This is a genomic window from Endozoicomonas sp. G2_1 (assembly GCF_017744155.1).
GTDB lineage: Bacteria > Pseudomonadota > Gammaproteobacteria > Enterobacterales > Alteromonadaceae > JAGHQT01.
This window is the reverse complement of record NZ_JAGHQT010000013.1, coordinates 41,522-59,865: the sequence shown is the minus strand read 5'-3', so window position 1 is coordinate 59,865 and position 18,344 is coordinate 41,522. Positions and strand designations below refer to the sequence as shown.

Below are 18,344 nucleotides of genomic sequence, written 5' to 3'. Positions count from 1 at the left end.
ATAAACCAACTTTTAACTTTAGTGATTAACATATTGAAACCTAATTTATACCCAAGCTACCTCAAGATGCTTGTTCAGTTGGAATTAAAAGTAATTTAGGCAAGGCATTGATTGCAAATAATGGTCGTTCCCTTATTAAAATCAACAACGCAGTATAAATTGTCTTTTAAACCAACCCTTCGGGCGCTTCACAGGAACTTACTCTCATCGTTGCAGCTAATTGAAAGGGAGTGACCATTCCTGCTAGCTGCGCCTTGATATTAAGCTCCTGTGATAGCGCTGAATCACGTATCTTGAGGCAGCTTGGGTATCATTGAACTAATTTTACTGGTAATAACCATACAAAACAAAAGCATTTAAACGCGCGCTCTTTGCCATCCATGGCATTGCGCCATACCGTTCCTCCTGAACATAAAAAAACCCGCTTAATAGCGGGTTTTAAGAATTTTTTGCCTAGCAGCAAATATCACAACCCACTATTGAGAGTCGTGCCACCACCAAATTAATGAAATTGTTTGCTGTGCTAGTTTTAACATCACTTTTGTTTTGACCAGCTTTACTGGCTTTACCTCATGTTACTTTTTGGGGGCTGTGGTGGATTTAGTACTCTACTATTGCATCCCAAAAATATTAGCCATTAATTCTTTCGTAAACGTGTTAAAATTAATGAAAAAATAATCCTGTATAGAAGACATTAAATCGAGACATATGTCAACACTTAGCCCTGACAATTTTTACAGTCAACTCTTTGCCGCTAAAGCCGAAAAAAATGCGATACCACGTATAGACTTACACAGTCACACCACCTGTTCTGATGGTCAATTAACGCCACAAACCTTGGTAGACAGGGCGGTCAATTTTCAGCTTGACGTGTTAGCGATAACTGATCACGACTCAGTCGCAGGGCTTGATAGTGCTAAGCGTTATATTTTAGATAAAAAACTTCCACTGAAACTGGTCTCGGGAATTGAAATATCAACTTACTGGCACGGCTTCGATATTCATGTTGTCGGCTTAAATATTGATGAAACCAACCCAGTACTAAATGAGCTGATTGAACAGCAACAAGCGGCTCGAGAGCTACGTGCGCAAAAAATGGGGGAAAAACTTGAAAAGTGTGGCTTTATCGGGGTTTATGAGCAGGCCAAAAAACTCGCCGGTGATGGTTCGATTACCCGCAGCCATTTTGCTCAAATACTGCTGCAACAAGGCAAAGTTAACCACTTGCAAGCGGCCTTTGACAAATATATTGGCAAAGGCAAGCGCGCTTACGTTAAACCGTTGTGGTGCGATATTGCCGAAGCGGTTGACGTTATTCACTGTGCTGGCGGGAGCGCGGTATTAGCACACCCTATTCGCTACGACTTGTCGGGTAAATGGCGTAGAAAACTGATTGTTGAATTTAAAGCCGCAGGTGGCGATGGCTTAGAAATTGTCTTACCGCAAATGAACCCAGAACAACGGCGATTAATGCTCAGTTACTGTCATGAATATGACCTTTGTGCGTCACTTGGTTCCGATTTCCATTATCCGAGTAAGTGGAGCGATTTAGGGCGAAACTTATACTTGCCTGAGGACTGTCGACCAATTTGGCAATTGTGGTAACGTCATTGTTTTTTTATCAGCTTTTTTATGCTGTTTTTGTATTTTTGGTCGTAAACACCGTCATAGAGGGGACGACTTGGCAAACCAGAACTCTATCAGCCAATTCAATCTGACAACAAAGATTTTAGCCAGTTTTTGGCTGCTATATGCGGTTATTGCCATAGTGATTGTTGTCGCTCAATATCACAGTTCGATAACTGTGCTGTCGGTTGTGGCGTATTTAACTGTGTTCTTTGCCTTACCGGTTGGTGTTGCTTATGGTTGTTGGCACCGCAAAGTTTGGTCAATTGGCTTGGTTTTGATACTTGCGCTGACGCAGTCGATAAGGGCGATTCAGCTGGATACTTGGTTTAATACCTTGAGTAGTTTCGCTTTTAACCCACCAATATCATTAGCTTTTGCTATCGGTGATTTTTCCTCGGGCAATGGTTATTTAGTTGACTCACTGCCTGGTGCATTGTTTATGCTCTCTGTACTAGTAACAAGAAAACCTTAGCTGTTGCCAACGGGAACAGTTATTGGTTATCGATAATTTCTACTTTGAGCACCTGATTTGAATCCGAGTGCATCAAGATTTCGTTTAAACAGCGCTCTCGTTTTTTGCCTTCAAATTTGCGACATAATTGTTCTGGCGTTTGAGGCTTTTTGATAGCGCTTTTGGTTTTTTTTATCAACTGATTAATAATGTGAGCATCGGCTTTTAGCCCCAAAGAGGTAAATGGCGCGACATCGTCATCAATATTGTTGATTTCACCGTTTTGTTTTTGAGAATGCTTGTTTGCGTGATCATCGAGTTTTGCATCTAAAACCATTCCGACTGCAGTGCAGCCCTGAATGCTTAAATAAGCGATAGCAATCGCTAGCGTTTTAAATTTCGGAATATAGAAATGCATACTACCGTCCAGTTGGTATTGAATAAAAACAAAAGGATGGTATCAAATACTCGAAAATAAGATGTTTAAAAAGTGTAGGCGCTTAATCACTTTTAATCAGTTGGACTATTGAAATAACTTGTTTAAGGCCTGCTTTAAGTGTTCAGCCATTTCAGCTCTGTGATTCGCTCTTACTTCAAAACTTTGTTCAACATGCAAAAACCGACGACTTGATGCTGTTGCCGCCACTGTGCAAGCATCAGGGGAGTTATTGGTAAATCTGCCAGCAACGTTAGTTGTTCCTCCCAAGCTCATGGCTTGATTGCCAAATAAACACGCATTTATGTTACCAGCGCGGTTAATTTCTTGGCGAAATAATTGCCTTAAATTAGCCTCGTTGAGGTCACTCTGATAGTCGATTCCTTCACTCAAATTCACTAAAAGCGGGCTGCTGGTATTACATTGGGTTTGTAAATTGCTCAAGGAGCTGGTACCAAAACCGTGAAATTCAACAAAAACCTTGTCGAGGTCAGTTTCAGATAACACCTTGTGTGCGACAAAAAACAGGGTGTCAGTATTGTGGGCAGTATCACTCGCGAAAAAGTCTCCCGAGCACCGAGTCGCCTGCAAACTGCTATCGCGTCGAGTTCCGGCTAACATCAGCACGTTACTGTTAGTAATGAAATAGTTTTCAATCGCTTGTAATTCGGTGTTGACGTCTGATCTTGGGTGCGGCGCTTGTAACACGGCGTTGATGCCATCGTGTCGAAATACATAAGTACCGCCGGCGAGCAATTGTTGGCTGTTTAAGCTAGGGTTTTCTTGTAATAGGAAATGTACGTTGTTAGCTAGGTTGTCGGTGTCAGTAAATTCAATGAGTTGATAACCCAGCCTAGCGGCGTAATCACTGGCATCAAGATAGTTTTGGTTAATGACTGCCTGAATGGCTCGGCTAAAATTTAATTGCTGTTGCGAGCTAGGCTGACGCCAGCGTTGATCTTGATTGCTGCCATAATCGATGGCTTTTAGTACTTGGCTTAAACTGCCACTTTGTTGTTCAAGCTCGCTGATAAATGTCAGAGTAACCGTATCAGTTGCGCTGCTTTGACCATCAGAAACGGTTACTGAAAGTTGATACTGACCGCGAAAATCGCCAGTAAAGCTCGCTGTAATGCTGTTGGCGTTATCTACGATTGCCTCACTTTGGCTCGGTGCACTTATGATACGCCATTGGTAACTTAGTCTGTCATTGTCGGGATCCGAACTAGCGCCGGCGTCTAAGGATATGGTTGTTGCTGTTGGCGCTGTTTGATCGGCACCCGCATTGGCAATTGGCGCTGCGTTTACCGCTGGCGTATTGGCTGGCGGTGTTGAATTGCTATTGCCGCCACCACCGCAAGCACTTAGGAAGAACAGTAAACTGATTAGCGCTAACCGGATGCTATTCATTTAACGTTTATCTCCCAAATTACCAGATTTGGCTTTAGTAAAGCTCGTGGTGTTTATGTCGGTACTTATGTTAACAACGGTTTTTATAGCACATTAATTTACAACCAGTCACCTACTACTTGAATTGGTTTGGGATCAAAACGGTCAGAAAGCCAGACCACAACTGCTTTTTGGTCAGAGTTAAACTTGTCACTGCTAGGCAGTGCTAGCTTTGCTGTCACTTGTTTGCCATTTACCTGGGTGCTGACTTGATCGTAACCGATCACAACAAAATCGTGGGGCAGATGGCGGCCGCGGTTTTCTCCTCTGGTGACCTTAGTCACTTGGTCAAACCCCAAAATAGCAACATGGGCTTGTACCAATGGTGGCAGTTTTTGTTCTGCGTCAAAACTAACCTCAATGTTGCCATCGTTTATCTTTGCGCTAAGCTCGCCAACAACATTACTGCTATCAATTGGAATAGGGCGTTTGTAAAACCAGCCATTCCAACCTTTGCCGTTGACAACAAAACCGGGCGTTGCGATGTTACGGGTATGACCCAAGCGTTTGTAATTTTGTTGACGCTTGGTAAATTCGCGCAAAGCATATGGGTCTTTCCAACCAATATAATCCCAGTAATCAACGTGTAAATTGATTGGGATAAATTGACTAAACAAACGTTCATCGGTTTTAAATTGGCTTAACCAGCGCTCGGCAGGAGGACAACTACTACAGCCTTGAGAGCTGTACACTTCAACTAAATTGACTTGCTGTGCTGGACTGGTAATGGTTTTAGCCTGAATTTGGCTGGTCATTAACAATAAACTGCTGGCGAGCAGGGTGGCAAAAATCTTCATGATGGCGCGACTACTTATTACATCGTGGATGTTATACAAGAAATAGCCAGTGCCAAGAAAATTTCACTATCTCGCTGCGCTAAATTGATTATCTTTATTTCGCTGTATCTAAGTCTTTGTTTCTAAATTTAATTACCTGTCTTTTACTGTGCTAGTTAGGCTGCAAGCAACTGCAACAAGAAAATATCATCTTATACCTTGGTCTAATATCGATACGAAATGAATCGATATAGTATTCCACTTGTTTTTATATTGATACGTTTTGTCTCATTATTGACTTGCGTAAGGTTTGGTTAACTATCGGACTAATGACTATGAATCAAGCAAACGAAGAAGAAGTAAAACCGGGTCCACTCGACGGAATTACTGTATTAGATTTTTCTAGAGTATTGGCAGGACCATACTGCACGATGATCTTGGCGGACTTAGGTGCGAGGGTGATTAAAATTGAACGGTTTGGCACTGGTGACGACACCCGTGCTTTTGGCCCGTTTGTCGGCGACGATTCGGCCTATTTTATGTGCTTTAATCGCGGTAAAGAGAGTATTTCTCTTGATATTAAGTCGCCGCGTGATCGCGAATTGTTAGAACGCTTGCTCGACAGTTGTGATGTCGTGGTAGAAAACTTTAGACCTGGCGTGATGGAGCGCCTTGGCTATGGTCCTGAGCGTTTAGCTAAAACCCACCCACACATTGTTTACTCGTCAATATCTGGCTTTGGTCACAGTGGTCCATTTAGCGATTTGCCGGGCTACGACATGGTCGTGCAAGCAATGGGCGGTGTCATGAGTTTAACCGGCTGGCCGGGCGGAGAGCCAGCACGTGTTGGCACTAGCTTTGGCGATTTAGGGGCAGCGCTATTCGGTGCCATCGGAATTTTATCGGCGCTTTATAGTCGCAGCCGTGATGCCCAGGGTTCTCGCATTGATATTGGCATGCTCGATTGCCAAGCGGCGCTAATGGAAACGGCACTGGCTCGGTACGATGTTGAAGACGTAGTGCCTAATCGTACTGGTGATTGCCACCCCTCGTTAGCGCCGTTTGAAACTTTTGCCGCAAAAGATGGCAAGTTTGTCATGTGTGCGGGTAACGACACCTTGTTCTTGCTAATGGCTGACGCGCTTGGTGCGCCAGAACTAGCGTTAGAACCGCTATTTTTAACCAATGATTTGCGAGTGCAAAACCGCAAGAAAATGGTTGAAGATATTGAGAAAGTCACTAAGACCCAGCCGATGCAACATTGGATTGATGCCCTCAATGAAGCCGGGGTGCCATGTTCGCCAATTAATACCATCGACAAGCTATTTGATCACCCTCAATTACTCGCTCGCAATATGATCGTCAAGGTTAAAGGGGAAAACGAACGCCCTGTGCGCACTGCCGGTAACCCCATCAAAATGAGTTCTCTAACCGAAGTCGATCCCGAAGAGCCGATTCAAGCACCTGGGTTAAATCAGCATCGCGAGGCGATTTTAGAAGAGTTGATGTCTGACAAAGGGGCTTATGCGCCAACAGTGACACCACCAGAACAGCTTGATGACGATGGCGAGTCCAACAATTGGGTTTAACTGCCGTGTAAGTAATAACAACCTAAATAACTAATTGATACAACAGAGAGTCGAATGATGAAAAGTAAAGCAAGTGTAAAAAAAGAACAAGTCAATGCTGAACCGACATCAGAAGTAACAACTGATGCCAACACTGAAACCAGCCAACCAACGCAGGCGCTAGAAACCATTTTAGTCGAGCGCCGCGAGCGCGTAGGTATGATCACCTTGCATCGCCCCAAGAGCTTAAATGCCTTGAGTCGTCAGCTGGCCAAAGAAGTGGTTGATACGTTAAAGGCGTTTGATGCCGACGATAATATCGGCGCTATTGTTATCACCGGTAGCGCCCGAGCGTTTGCCGCCGGTGCTGATATTGAAGAAATGGCGAACTTAAATTACGCTGAGTTTTACTGTGATGACATTTTCAAACCGTGGGATGAATTGCGCACCATCAATAAACCCATTATTGCTGCAGTAAGTGGATATGCCCTAGGCGGCGGTTGTGAACTGGCATTGATGTGTGACTTTATTATCGCTTCTGAGGACGCGCAATTTGGTCAACCGGAAATTAAGTTAGGTATTTTACCGGGCATTGGCGGTTCACAACGCTTAGCAAATGCTATTGGCAAGTCATTAGCGATGGATTTAGTACTCACTGGTCGCACTATTGATGTTCACGAAGCTAAAGCCGCTGGCCTAGTTGCCCGCGTTGTTCCGGGTAACGAATTACTACAAACAGCGTTAGAAGCAGCTCACACCATTGCCGGCTACAACGATCCAGCGGTAAGAATGGCGAAAGAAGCGGTTAATGTAGCCTTTGAAACCAGCCTTACCGAAGGTATTCGCCATGAGCGTCGCTTATTCCAAGCTGCTTTCGCGACAGAAGGGCAAAAAGAGGGCATGCACGCCTTTATTGCCAAACGCGCGCCAGTTTTTCGCCATCGCTAAATTGCGCTAGTAAGAGAGGAATTAACATGTCTACTCAAGTTATTTTACCGCGCATTATGCAGGTAGGAGAAAACGCTAGCTTAGAAATCCCAAATATCTTAGCGAGCTTAGGTTGCCAAAAACCACTGATTATTACCGACAAAATGATGGTGCAACTCGGTTACGCCAGCCGTATTCAAGAAACCTTAAGCGCTGAGCAAATTAGCGCCGATGTTTTTGACGATACCGTGCCAGAACCAACGGTTGCCTCAATTCAAGCGGGTGTCGAAAAAGCACGTACTGGCGACTACGACTGTATTATTGCCCTAGGTGGCGGTAGCCCAATTGACAGCGCGAAAGCGATTGCGATTTTGGCCAAGTTTGGCGGTGAAATGAAAGATTACCGTTTTCCGCGTATGGTTACCGAGCAAGGCTTGCCGTTAATTGCCATTCCAACCACTGCCGGTACGGGTTCAGAAGTGACGCGTTTTACCATTATTACCGATGAAACGAGCGACGAAAAAATGCTATGTGTCGGTATCGGTTTTATGCCTGTCGCGGCATTAGTTGATTACAAACTAACAACCAGTTTACCGGCGCGTGTAACAGCTGATACCGGTATTGATGCATTAACTCATGCGATTGAAGCTTACGTCAGCAAAAAAGCCAGCCCCTACAGTGACAGCCAAGCGCTAGCGGCAATCAAACTTATTGGCCCTAACTTGCGCAAGGCGTACCACAATGGTGAAGACAAAGACGCGCGCGAAGCGATGATGCTGGGCTCAACCTTAGCAGGTGTCGCTTTTTCTAATGCCTCCGTTGCCTTGGTGCACGGCATGAGTCGACCAATCGGTGCTTTTTTCCACGTACCGCACGGCTTGTCTAACGCGATGCTATTACCAAGTGTCACCGCTTATTCAATACCTGCCGCATCAGCTCGCTATGCAGATTGCGCCAGAGCAATGGGTGTCGCGGCCGAGCAAGATAGTGATGATGTTGCTAATCAAAAGCTACTGACTGAACTTAAAGCGCTTAATGAAGAGTTATCGGTACCAACGCCGGAGCAATTTGGTATTAACCGCGAGCAGTTTTTTGATGTTTGCCAAACCATGGCTGAGCAGGCATTGGCGTCTGGCTCACCGGGTAACAACCCTGTGGTTCCGTCGATTGACGATATGGTGTCAATTTATCAAGGGCTATGGGACTAATCATCTCGCCAAATAACACAGCATAAGCTGAAACAAATTTATTTAGGAATTTATTATGAACACTATCGGACATTTTATTAACGGCGAGATCAGCACCGCAGCGGCTCGCACCCAAGATGTTTTTAACCCAGCAACGGGTCAAGCAGAAAAACAAGTAGCGATTGCACCCGTTGAAACGGTTGAACAGGCGATTGCGTGTGCGCAAGCAGCATTTCCCGCGTGGCGTAATACACCACCGATTAAGCGCGCTCGCGTGATGTTTCGCTTTAAAGAATTACTGGAACAAAACGCCGATAAAATTTGCCAGTTAATTGGTGAAGAGCACGGCAAAATTTCTCATGATGCTGCTGGTGAACTACAACGCGGTATTGAAAACGTTGAATACGCTTGTGGTGTGCCTGAGCTGTTAAAAGGCGAACACAGCAAAAATGTTGGTCCTAATATCGACTCGTGGAGTGAGTTTCAACCACTAGGTGTTGTCGCCGGTATTACCCCGTTTAACTTCCCAGCGATGGTACCACTTTGGATGTTCCCAATGGCAATCGCCTGTGGTAACTGTTTTGTTTTAAAACCGTCTGAGCGCGATCCAAGTTCAACCTTGTTTTTAGCTCAATTGCTAAAAGAGGCTGGCTTGCCTGATGGCGTGTTAAACGTAGTAAACGGCGATAAGAGTGCGGTTGATGTATTGTTAACTCATCAAGACGTTAAAGCAGTCAGTTTTGTCGGTTCAACGCCAATTGCTGAATATGTTTACCAAACCGCAAATGCTCACGGTAAGCGTTGTCAGGCATTAGGTGGTGCGAAAAACCACGCTATCGTGATGCCTGATGCCGATATGGATAACGCCGTTAGTCAGTTACTTGGTGCCGCTTTTGGTTCATCAGGTGAGCGCTGTATGGCGCTTTCTGTTGCCGTTGCGGTTGGCGATGCCGCTGGTGATGCGCTTGTTGTTAAAATGAAAGAAGCAATGAAAGACTTAAAAGTTGGTGCTTACACAGACAGCAACAACGACTTTGGTCCAGTGATCACCGGTCAACACCGCGATAAAGTGGTTGGCTACATCAATCACGCTCAAGAGCAAGGCGCAAGCATTGTTGTTGATGGTCGCAACCCTGAAATAGAAGGTTACAGCGACGGCTTCTTTGTTGGTGGCACACTGATTGATAACGTTACGCCAGACATGGTCAGCTACAAAGAAGAAATCTTTGGCCCAGTGTTACAAGTTGTTCGCGTACAAACCATGCAAGAAGCAATGGATTTAATTGACGCTCATGAATACGGCAACGGTACCTGTATCTTTACGCGTGACGGTGAAGCAGCTCGTTACTTCTCCGATCACATTCAAGTCGGTATGGTGGGGATTAACGTGCCGTTACCAGTACCTGTTGCCTACCACAGCTTTGGCGGTTGGAAGCGCTCATTGTTTGGTGACTTACACGCTTACGGTCCAGACTCAGTGCGTTTTTACACTAAGCGTAAAACCATCACACAACGTTGGCCGTCTGCTGGTATCCGTGAAGGTGCTCAGTTCTCTATGCCAACTATGAAGTAATCCCCATTACTGATGGCGTTTTGCGGTGTTTTAAGTGTTAAAACACCGCTTTTTTTTGATAATACAATGAAAAATTTAGCTCTGATGCTGTCGCAGGTCGATATTGTTTCGGTATGATAGAGCTAACGAATAGTGAAGATAGTTTGCTCTACCAGCTTGAGAAGTAAAAGGCGGAAAATGACAGTTCAACGAAGAGAAAAAGGTTCATCAATTACTCGCGTGCTTGCCATTATAGAGGCTGTCTCTCGAGCAGAAAGGCCAATGTCACCGGCTGAACTAGCGTATTCACTCGATATTCCCAAGCCGAGCATTCATCGGCTTTTGCAACAACTGGAAGCTGACAACTACATTCAAATTAATATGCGCGGTTTACTGATACCAGGGGATCGCATGCATAGTATTGCGCTTGGTGTATTACACAGCAGTCGATTTAGTGCTTTGCGCCAAGCTATTTTGCAAAATTTGGCGGAAACTATCGGTGAAACGTGCGGTATCGCCATTCCCAATGGCACCGACATGATTTACTACGATCGCATTCAAACTAATTGGCCGTTGAGAATTCATTTACCTGTCGGCAGTCGCACGCCTGTTTGGTGTACAGCAAGTGGTAAGCTCTATTTAAGCTCTTTGCCAATTGAACGCCGTCAGCGAATTATTGAAAAACTGCCGCTCGATAAGCTAGCGCGCAATACCATCACCGAAGTGGACCGATTGCAAACAGAACTGACTAATGTAGAGCAAAGCCAATTGGGCACAGATAACGAAGAATTTGTCGATGGTATGGTGGCTTGTTCAGTGCCGATTAGAGATCCTGACGGCAAGTTATTTGCCTGTTTGTTTACCCATGCACCGGTTATTCGCAAAAGTTTAGCGGAATTAATCGCCTTTGAGCCTGAGCTTAGACAGGCGGCATTGGAGTTGGCTGAACTGCTAAAAGAGCATTAGAACAACTCAGTATGTTATATCGATAAGTGATTGGTAAGCTCATTATTTCCTCACAATCTCGGGGTATAATGCTGATTAATTGATGTTGTTGGTAACCTTATGCGACTTGTTATTGTTTTTATTTGTTTGACAGTTCTATCGGGCTATGTCGCTAATGCTGACGAGCAGTTGTCTCGTCAAAGTAAGCAAAGCGCACTCGAAGCTGACTTAGAGCGCCTGGCCAATACTGATGTTAGCAAGCTTGCCGTTTATACCGAATTGGTAAAGTTAATTCGACGGACAGATCCACAACAAGCGTTAAAGTATGGCGAGCAGGGGGTTGCGCTACATTTTCAGCACAATGCTGCTGGTGAACATGCAAAGTTAATTGGCTACTTAACTAAAATTTATCTCGAACGTGGCCAGCTTGACGTTGCTGCTGAGATGATTGAGCGCGGACTTGAACTGGCAAATAAGAGTGGTGATACGCTTGCTTTGAGCGTTAATTTGTTCAATCAAGCACTGCGCTACCAGCTTAGCAATCAACTAATACTCGCAATTAGCAGCTATCAAGCACTAGAAACGGTTTACCAAGATTTAGCTGACAACGCGCGACTTGCTTCTACTTACAACAATCTCGGCATTATTTATTTTAAACTCGGTAACTTTGATCAAGCATTACGCGCTTATCAAAAAGCACTGCCGCTTTACTCGGAGCAAACAAATTCAAGTCATTATGCCAATACTTTAATGAATATTGGTGAGGTCTTTTATTGGCTCAACGACTACCGCCAAGCCGAACAAAACTACTTACTTGGGCTTGAACAAATTGATCCGCAATCTGCGCCTTTGAGCCACTTAGAAGGTAAACAGCGCTTGGGTATGTTGTATTTGGCGCAAAAACGCTTTGTAATTGCCAGGGAGCACTTTGAGCGAGCACTTGAGTTAGCCTTAATCCATGAGTTAACGAGTACTCAAATTACCCTGTATTTTGAATTGATAAAACTTGCCGCTGAAACTAATGATACTTTATTGATGCAATCATCTCTGGTCAGTGCGGAACAGTTAATGCCATTGCAGACCAAGTCAGAGCTGTTGACGAGTATCGACTACTTTCGCGCTTTTGTCGCAAGCTACAATGGCGATTGGCAACGCGCTGAGCAAAGTATCGATCGGCTGTTCAACAACAAATTATTCAAACCAAGGTACTTTGTTTTACAGGACGCTTTTTCATTAGCATTCAAAATAAAAGCTAGATTAGGTAAGGCTGAGCAGGCTAATGAACTGATTTTAAAATCTTTTAACCATTATCAGCAGCATCAGGAAGACAATCGAGATATCCAGTTTTCGCAATACGCACAGCTTTACAAAACAGACCAAAAAGAACACCAGCTCGCCGTACTAAAACAGCAAGCGACATTACAAGAAAATGAGCGGTTAAAAGCGCAACAGACAGCAACGGTTAAAACCTTTGTTTTTGTGCTTATTAGTTTGATTTTATTGATGTTAGTACTGGTCTTCTCGATGAAAACCAGAAGTTTACGCCGAGAAAATCAATTGAGTAATCAACTGATGTCGGAAAAAAAACAATTCTTTGCTGATATCTCCCATGAACTTAGAACCCCGTTAACGGTTTTCAAGCTAAAAATGGAAGAGTTGGAATATGACATCGCCGACGATCCAAAAACGGTATACAAGTTATTGCACGAGCGCATTGATAGTTTTAATTGTTTGATTAACGATATTTCTCTATTGGCGTTAAATGACCGGGGCGAACTCGAACTCGATCGCGAAACGTTTGCCCTACAACACTTTTTTGAGCGCAGAGCGGCAGAACTGCAAGTGTTAGCCGAGCGACATAGTTTATCGGTTCAAATCAATATAAGGCTGTCTGCTTGGCACAACGCAACCCTAGATGGCGCTAGAATTAGGCAAGTATTAACCAATTTGTTTAGTAATGCCTGTCGCTATACCAATAGCCCAGGAAATATTGTCTTTACCGTTGAGGTAAATAATGATGAATTGCTGTGGTCGATAGAAGACAGTTCACCAGCTCTAGAGCCAGAGCAATACCAAAAAATATTTAATCGCTTATATCGAGCCGACAAATCGAGAAGTCGCAAACTCGGTGGCAGTGGTTTGGGCTTGGCAATTTGTCGCGATTTAATTTGCGCACATCACGGTTCAATTAGCGCCGAGCCAAGTTCGTTGGGCGGTGTCAAAGTGTCCGTTAATATTCCTTTAAATCAGTAACTAAAAAATGAAAAAGCACATTTTAATCGTTGAAGATGAAATTGAAGTAGCAAACAGCGTAGCCAACTTTTTGAATAAATCAGGTTACAGTGTTTCGCATTTGGAACGCGGTGATTTGGTTGTCGACTTTATCGCTAAATGTCCAGTCGATCTGGTTTTGTTAGATGTTATGCTGCCGGGTATGGATGGCATGCAAGTTTGTCAGCAGCTTAGAGCAAGCTCTGATATTCCGATTTTTATGCTTACCGCATGCACGGAAGACGCGCAAAGGTTACAAGGTTTAGAGCTCGGTGCTGATGATTATATTTGCAAACCCTTTAGTGCACCTGAGTTGGTTCTGAGGATTAAAAACTTTCTCAACCGCTTTGGACAATCTCAGAGCTCACCGGAGCTGGCGCTTAATTTGAACGAATACAAAGTGAGCTACGACGGCGAAACCATTGAGCTAACGCGCTCTGAATTTGAGTTGATTACCATGTTACAAAAATCGCCTAATCAGGCGTTTAGCCGCGAGCAAATCATTGACGGTATTTATCGGGATTATCGCATTGTTGGTGATCGCACGGTCGATACCCACATCAAAAATCTTCGCAAAAAGCTTAAAACCCTGTCACCAGAGCACGAATTTATTCAGGCGGTATATGGCGTAGGTTATCGCTACGTTGCCATCAGCGAATAAAGGGAAATAGTTAGCGTGTTGCGCAGTGCTTTTATCTTTGATGTGGTAATAAAAGCACGCGAGTTTGGTTAGGCCCACTTTTTTTGAACATGGCTAACATCGCTAATGCGAGTGCGAATATCGACCATGAAGCAGGGCTAGGAACATCGGTTGCAGGAGCGGTAAATTGCAGGGCATCAATACCGAATACTGCATTTGCATTCGACGCTGTACTCGTACCTGTGAGGGTAAAAGAGCGCAAGCCAACATCACTGGTTAGGGCAAAAAACGTGCTCGCGTTCCAGACCTCGGTAATGGCAAATGCGTCGCGTATTTCGTGGCCAGCGCTATCGGTATAGCTGAGGCTGGTTGAGTTAAGCTCGTTGAGATAGAAACTCAAGGCAAAAATATCGTGGTCAAAGTGAAATGTGACTGAATTTCGCTCGCGCAAGACCAGTGCCTTTTCACCTTCAGAAACCAAGCTACTATTGGTGCGAAAACGAATATAACCAGACTCTACGCTGACAAAATCTAGCTGATTATCGTTAAACCCTTCAAAAGCCAATGGTGAATTTACTTCAGAGGTAAAGGTATCTTGGTTGTCGTGGCGCATTAAGCCAGCTTTAGCCGAGCCGACAAACAGTAATGCCATGACCATGATTAAATATTTTATTGCCGACAATACAAACCTCCTGAACGATTAACGATAACTAAATGTGCTTGGCGAAGTAACTTAGCAATAAAATGTGAGGAAAAGATGAGGTTTGCTCGATTTTTGAATGCGTTTATTAAATGATAATTAAGTTGGCAGAAGTCGTGAGCAAAAAATTGCCCACCAACCATTTTACGGGTGACAGGCAATAACTTGCATCGAGAGAATTTATCGTTAACCGCTATTGTTTAAGTGCGTACATTAAAGCGAAGCGGGTGACTTGTTTTTGATCTTTTTCCAGTTTTTATCCGCTTGATTGATTTTACCCGGTACATCCTTTAACCACATGTCTTGAATGCCGGCGTCTAGGTTTAGGTAAACTTTACCGTCGACTAAGCGAAATACCTCTGGGTCACCAATAAACTTTTTACCGACAGATACGCCAAAGGCACAGTAGCCGCCATAGGCAGGCACGTATTTTTCAGGGTTAGCAGAAAACTTTTCTTGATTGGCTTTATTGGCGAAGATATATGTCGCGCCTTTGTGTGTTGCGACAAAATTGCCATTGCCTTTAATTGGCCGCTTGCCGGTATGGTAAGAAACAACATCGTAACCTTGAACGGCTGGTGTGCTGTTTTGATATTCGCCGGCGTTTGCCGTAGCTGTAAATGCTAGCATTGCAGCTAGGCTTAAAAACATCTTTTTAATATTCATTTTGCTTTCTCCGTTGTGTTTCAAGTTCAGTATTTATCCTGTGTAAGCAGCGCTAAATACTGGGTGAAGTTAACCTTCGAGATCATCATTACAGGGATAAAAAGCGTTTAATATCTTTAAAAAGCGCGAAATTATACTAAATCGTACAGAGTACTTGCGCCGAGCAAATCATAGCCTCTAATATCAAGTTACGGTTTTTAGTTAAGTGATAGTGATGGATGCGTTAACTGATATTCTCAATACTTTAAAACTCAAAAGCAGTTTGTATTTTCGCACTGAGTTGACCGCGCCTTGGGGAGTTGCGGTGCCCGCTCATGGCCGCGTTGCCCGGTTTCACATTGTTATTCGCGGTCAATGTTGGCTCAACATAGAGGGACAAGCAGAGCCGATGTTGATGTCAAATGGCGATCTGGTGGTGATTCCCCATGGTGCCGGTCATGTCATTACCGACGCTGAAGGCAGTGAAGTGAAACCGCTTGCAGAGGTGTTAAACGAGGTTAGTTACAGTGGCACGGGACCACTGGTTTACGGCGGTGGCGGCGCTGGTTGTTGTTTAGTCTGCGGCGAGTTTGCCTTTGATGAAGTCAACAGTCATCCGCTGTTAGATAACTTACCGGCAAGGTTATTTGTTAAAGGCGACGAGAGTTACAATACGACATGGCTAGATAGTGCGATTGGCTTTATTGCTCATGAAGCAGCAAGTTCTAAGGCCGGTGCTAACGCGATAATTGACCGCCTGTCAGAAATCATCTTGATTCAGGTGATTCGCGCAACACTGGCACAAGCAACCGAGCAAATCCCATTTTTATCGGCATTTCACGACGATAAAATTAATAGCGTTTTATCCCATATTCACCAAGATCCTGCCGCTGACTGGAATGTCGAACGACTCGGGCAGTTAGTGAACATGTCGCGCACGGCATTTTCAAATCGCTTCGCGTCACTGACGAAAATGACGCCGTTGCAATACGTGATTTTTGTCCGCTTACAAAAAGCGAGTCAATTGTTGCTGACGACACCGCAATCGCTATTTAGTATTGCTGATTCTGTGGGCTATCAATCGGAAGCGGCATTCAGTCTGGCGTTTAAGCGACAGTTTGGTATTCGCCCGGGAGAGTATCGCAAGCAGCAAGGTCAAGTCGCGGCTTAAACGGTTAGAATAAGGCAAATTGCATTTAAGCAATTTGCCCAAGGATATTAGATTAATTATGGGCTTCAGTTTGCCCGCGTTGACAAAGGTAAATCACCACTAAGTTGGCAATATACCAAAGATCTTTAATTAAAAACTGTCCTGTACCGGTAATGACGGTTTCGGCGCTAAATGCACCTGGAGTAGTAAACAAAAAGGTTTGAGTTACCACAAATACTGCGCCAGACATTAACATGCCAGGTATGAGCAGAGTAGGGTATCTCAGTCCTAAACCGAGCAGCAATAGCGCAATGATGTCGTAAATGCCAATGAGATTAGAGGTCGTTTGAACATCGAACAATAAATATAACCAAGACATCAGTGGCGAGTTAGCAACCAAGCCTTCAATGCCTTTGGCTTCGAGTTCGGTAAACTTCATGCCTCCAATCCACGCCAAGACGAGAAATACTGGCAGATAGTTAATGAACATGACAGATTTAGATGTTTTGCCTTGTAAAAAGTAGTAAGCAAGAGCCAATAGCGCGAAATACTTAATAACCCCTTGTCCTGAACCAATCGCGGGAAAGCCTCCTAAATTGGCAATCCATCGCGAGTCCGACAACAGTGAAATAATTGGCAAGGTTGCCACTGCTATCAACGCGTAGGCTAGGTGTGTTTTATACTTTGGCTCTTTGATACTCAGCGCTGCAAAAAATGCTGGAATGGCGAAAAGTATTGCGGTTAATAGCGAAAAAACGTTAGCGTCGGCTAAACTGTCAAGGGCAAAGAAACTGGTGACATTGGTAATTGCTCTGGTATTTGCTCCAAGACCAAAAGAAATTGCTAGTAACGACAGTGAACTGACGATAAGTAGCAAGATTAGTTTATCACTTTGTTTAAACATAAAATAACTCGTGTAAATAATTGGCTTGATGAGACCATGGTTCAATTAAATTAATTGCACAGCAATGTCAAAATCAGAGGTTGGTCTTTAACTTGACTGTCAATACAGCTGTCCACTTGGGTTGTTAAGGTCACTGAATCTCGGAGCTTTTAATCAAAGGTTGGTAGATGGCTCTTGATGTTTTGATGGATGACTAATAGGCAGCAGCCAAATAACAGCGGCATTAAGGTTGTGCCGGAAAGCTCAATTGCCATGCTCGTATTGGTGCTGTACCTGGCTAAGCTAAAGTGTACGCCAATATCGCTTGCCAGTGTCAAAAAAGGGTGGTTGATCAAGCAAGTAGCTGCCCACTTTAAATTTGTTTCACTGTTATCCTTTGCAACGTAGCGAAGTATAAAAGCGAGGCTGGCAGCAAATACTGCATTGGCGAGCCATAGCCAAGCCGATGCCTGTTTTATTGCACTTATTGGCGCCTGTTCAATGCCGGCAAAGTCCTCCAATAGTTCAGCGCGATAACTTTCTGGCCAGATAATTCCCCACAGCGGGTAGAGTGCAACCGCAAGCGCACTCACGGCGATAATTATCCTCAGCATTAACAGCATCATTTAACTCCTTCTATTTCACCGCGTTTACTGCCTTCATTATTGACCGATTGACTCGGGTTAAGTTCATTTGAGCAAAACAGTTGTATTTTCTTGGTGTGTAAATGATAATGGTTTTTATTTTTATTTGTGTGTTTGGTGAATGAATGCAAATTGAAAGTACTGAAGCCTTGTCCATCGAGCAGTTGGCCAAAATAGTCAGCCAAGGCCAATATCCCGATGCTTGTCATTTGGTTGGAGAGCTGCTTAGCCGAGTAGTGAGCCGAGCGGCGACGTTAACCCTTATTCAGCAATACCGACTTTACTATTTTGCTTATGGCGTATTGATGGACGCTATTTGTGATGACTTAATTGCTCGCCACTGGCGCGAACATTGTTTAAATCAACTATATTTGCCATTGTCACAAATGCGGGGCATCGCAAAGCGCATCGATCAAACCGAACACTTTAAGGCTGTAGAGCTTGAGGCAAACAAGCTCAGCCACTTTTTTTTACGTTAATATTCTGGAGAT

At 44.1% G+C, this 18,344-nt stretch carries 18 protein-coding genes; 11 read left to right on the top strand and 7 right to left on the bottom strand.

Annotation, left to right across the window (positions count from 1 at the left end):
• The first annotated feature begins 708 nt into the window (after nucleotides 1-708).
• Both J7384_RS14020 and J7384_RS14015 read left to right on the top strand, forming a co-directional pair.
• Nucleotides 709-1,605 (top strand): PHP domain-containing protein, encoded by an 897-nt coding sequence (locus tag J7384_RS14020; protein ID WP_209115042.1) that lies wholly within the window; start codon nucleotides 709-711, stop codon nucleotides 1,603-1,605.
• Between the two features lie 76 nt (nucleotides 1,606-1,681).
• Nucleotides 1,682-2,101, top strand: coding sequence for a hypothetical protein (locus tag J7384_RS14015; protein ID WP_209115041.1), 420 nt, complete (start codon nucleotides 1,682-1,684; stop codon nucleotides 2,099-2,101).
• A 19-nt stretch (nucleotides 2,102-2,120) separates the two neighbouring features.
• Here the strand turns inward: J7384_RS14015 and J7384_RS14010 are convergent, their stop codons facing one another.
• The 3 genes from J7384_RS14010 to J7384_RS14000 all read right to left on the bottom strand — a co-directional run bounded on the left by J7384_RS14010 (nucleotide 2,121) and on the right by J7384_RS14000 (nucleotide 4,762).
• Nucleotides 2,121-2,498: a hypothetical protein gene (locus J7384_RS14010; protein WP_209115039.1), complete on the bottom strand. Its 378-nt coding sequence runs from the start codon at nucleotides 2,496-2,498 to the stop codon at nucleotides 2,121-2,123.
• Nucleotides 2,499-2,603: 105 nt separating this feature from the next.
• Nucleotides 2,604-3,926, bottom strand: a complete 1,323-nt coding sequence (locus J7384_RS14005) for an Ig-like domain-containing protein (protein WP_209115038.1) — start codon at nucleotides 3,924-3,926, stop codon at nucleotides 2,604-2,606.
• A gap of 98 nt (nucleotides 3,927-4,024) precedes the next feature.
• On the bottom strand, nucleotides 4,025-4,762 hold the full coding sequence (locus J7384_RS14000) for a DUF1223 domain-containing protein (protein ID WP_209115037.1): 738 nt from the start codon (nucleotides 4,760-4,762) through the stop codon (nucleotides 4,025-4,027).
• Between the two features lie 314 nt (nucleotides 4,763-5,076).
• On the opposite strand from J7384_RS14000, the gene J7384_RS13995 reads away from it, so the two are divergent.
• The 7 genes from J7384_RS13995 to J7384_RS13965 all read left to right on the top strand — a co-directional run bounded on the left by J7384_RS13995 (nucleotide 5,077) and on the right by J7384_RS13965 (nucleotide 13,852).
• Nucleotides 5,077-6,330: a CoA transferase gene (locus J7384_RS13995; protein WP_209115036.1), complete on the top strand. Its 1,254-nt coding sequence runs from the start codon at nucleotides 5,077-5,079 to the stop codon at nucleotides 6,328-6,330.
• Nucleotides 6,331-6,387: 57 nt separating this feature from the next.
• Nucleotides 6,388-7,257: an enoyl-CoA hydratase gene (locus J7384_RS13990; RefSeq protein ID WP_209115102.1), complete on the top strand. Its 870-nt coding sequence runs from the start codon at nucleotides 6,388-6,390 to the stop codon at nucleotides 7,255-7,257.
• Nucleotides 7,258-7,283: 26 nt separating this feature from the next.
• Nucleotides 7,284-8,444 (top strand): iron-containing alcohol dehydrogenase, encoded by a 1,161-nt coding sequence (locus J7384_RS13985; RefSeq protein ID WP_209115035.1) that lies wholly within the window; start codon nucleotides 7,284-7,286, stop codon nucleotides 8,442-8,444.
• 55 nt (nucleotides 8,445-8,499) lie between these two features.
• The gene (locus J7384_RS13980; RefSeq protein WP_209115034.1) at nucleotides 8,500-9,996 is read left to right on the top strand and encodes a CoA-acylating methylmalonate-semialdehyde dehydrogenase; all 1,497 of its coding nucleotides are present in this window, start codon (nucleotides 8,500-8,502) and stop codon (nucleotides 9,994-9,996) included.
• 177 nt (nucleotides 9,997-10,173) lie between these two features.
• Nucleotides 10,174-10,941: an IclR family transcriptional regulator gene (locus J7384_RS13975; RefSeq protein ID WP_209115033.1), complete on the top strand. Its 768-nt coding sequence runs from the start codon at nucleotides 10,174-10,176 to the stop codon at nucleotides 10,939-10,941.
• Between the two features lie 99 nt (nucleotides 10,942-11,040).
• Nucleotides 11,041-13,173, top strand: coding sequence for an ATP-binding protein (locus J7384_RS13970; RefSeq protein ID WP_209115031.1), 2,133 nt, complete (start codon nucleotides 11,041-11,043; stop codon nucleotides 13,171-13,173).
• Between the two features lie 7 nt (nucleotides 13,174-13,180).
• Nucleotides 13,181-13,852 carry a response regulator gene (locus J7384_RS13965; RefSeq protein WP_209115029.1) on the top strand — a complete coding sequence of 224 codons (672 nt, stop codon included), beginning with the start codon at nucleotides 13,181-13,183 and terminating at the stop codon, nucleotides 13,850-13,852.
• A 31-nt stretch (nucleotides 13,853-13,883) separates the two neighbouring features.
• On the opposite strand, the gene J7384_RS13960 is transcribed toward J7384_RS13965, so the two are convergent.
• Nucleotides 13,884-14,513, bottom strand: coding sequence for a hypothetical protein (locus tag J7384_RS13960; protein WP_209115028.1), 630 nt, complete (start codon nucleotides 14,511-14,513; stop codon nucleotides 13,884-13,886).
• Nucleotides 14,514-14,744: 231 nt separating this feature from the next.
• Nucleotides 14,745-15,197 carry a YHS domain-containing (seleno)protein gene (locus tag J7384_RS13955; protein ID WP_209115027.1) on the bottom strand — a complete coding sequence of 151 codons (453 nt, stop codon included), beginning with the start codon at nucleotides 15,195-15,197 and terminating at the stop codon, nucleotides 14,745-14,747.
• A gap of 214 nt (nucleotides 15,198-15,411) precedes the next feature.
• Here J7384_RS13955 and J7384_RS13950 point away from each other — a divergent pair, with 214 nt between their 5' ends.
• Nucleotides 15,412-16,347, top strand: a complete 936-nt coding sequence (locus tag J7384_RS13950) for an AraC family transcriptional regulator (RefSeq protein WP_209115026.1) — start codon at nucleotides 15,412-15,414, stop codon at nucleotides 16,345-16,347.
• 52 nt (nucleotides 16,348-16,399) lie between these two features.
• On the opposite strand, the gene J7384_RS13945 is transcribed toward J7384_RS13950, so the two are convergent.
• On the bottom strand, nucleotides 16,400-17,230 hold the full coding sequence (locus J7384_RS13945) for a DUF417 family protein (RefSeq protein WP_209115025.1): 831 nt from the start codon (nucleotides 17,228-17,230) through the stop codon (nucleotides 16,400-16,402).
• A 149-nt stretch (nucleotides 17,231-17,379) separates the two neighbouring features.
• The gene (locus J7384_RS13940; RefSeq protein WP_209115024.1) at nucleotides 17,380-17,835 is read right to left on the bottom strand and encodes a hypothetical protein; all 456 of its coding nucleotides are present in this window, start codon (nucleotides 17,833-17,835) and stop codon (nucleotides 17,380-17,382) included.
• A 143-nt stretch (nucleotides 17,836-17,978) separates the two neighbouring features.
• Here J7384_RS13940 and J7384_RS13935 point away from each other — a divergent pair, with 143 nt between their 5' ends.
• Nucleotides 17,979-18,332, top strand: coding sequence for a hypothetical protein (locus J7384_RS13935; protein ID WP_209115023.1), 354 nt, complete (start codon nucleotides 17,979-17,981; stop codon nucleotides 18,330-18,332).
• The last annotated feature ends 12 nt before the right edge of the window (nucleotides 18,333-18,344 follow it).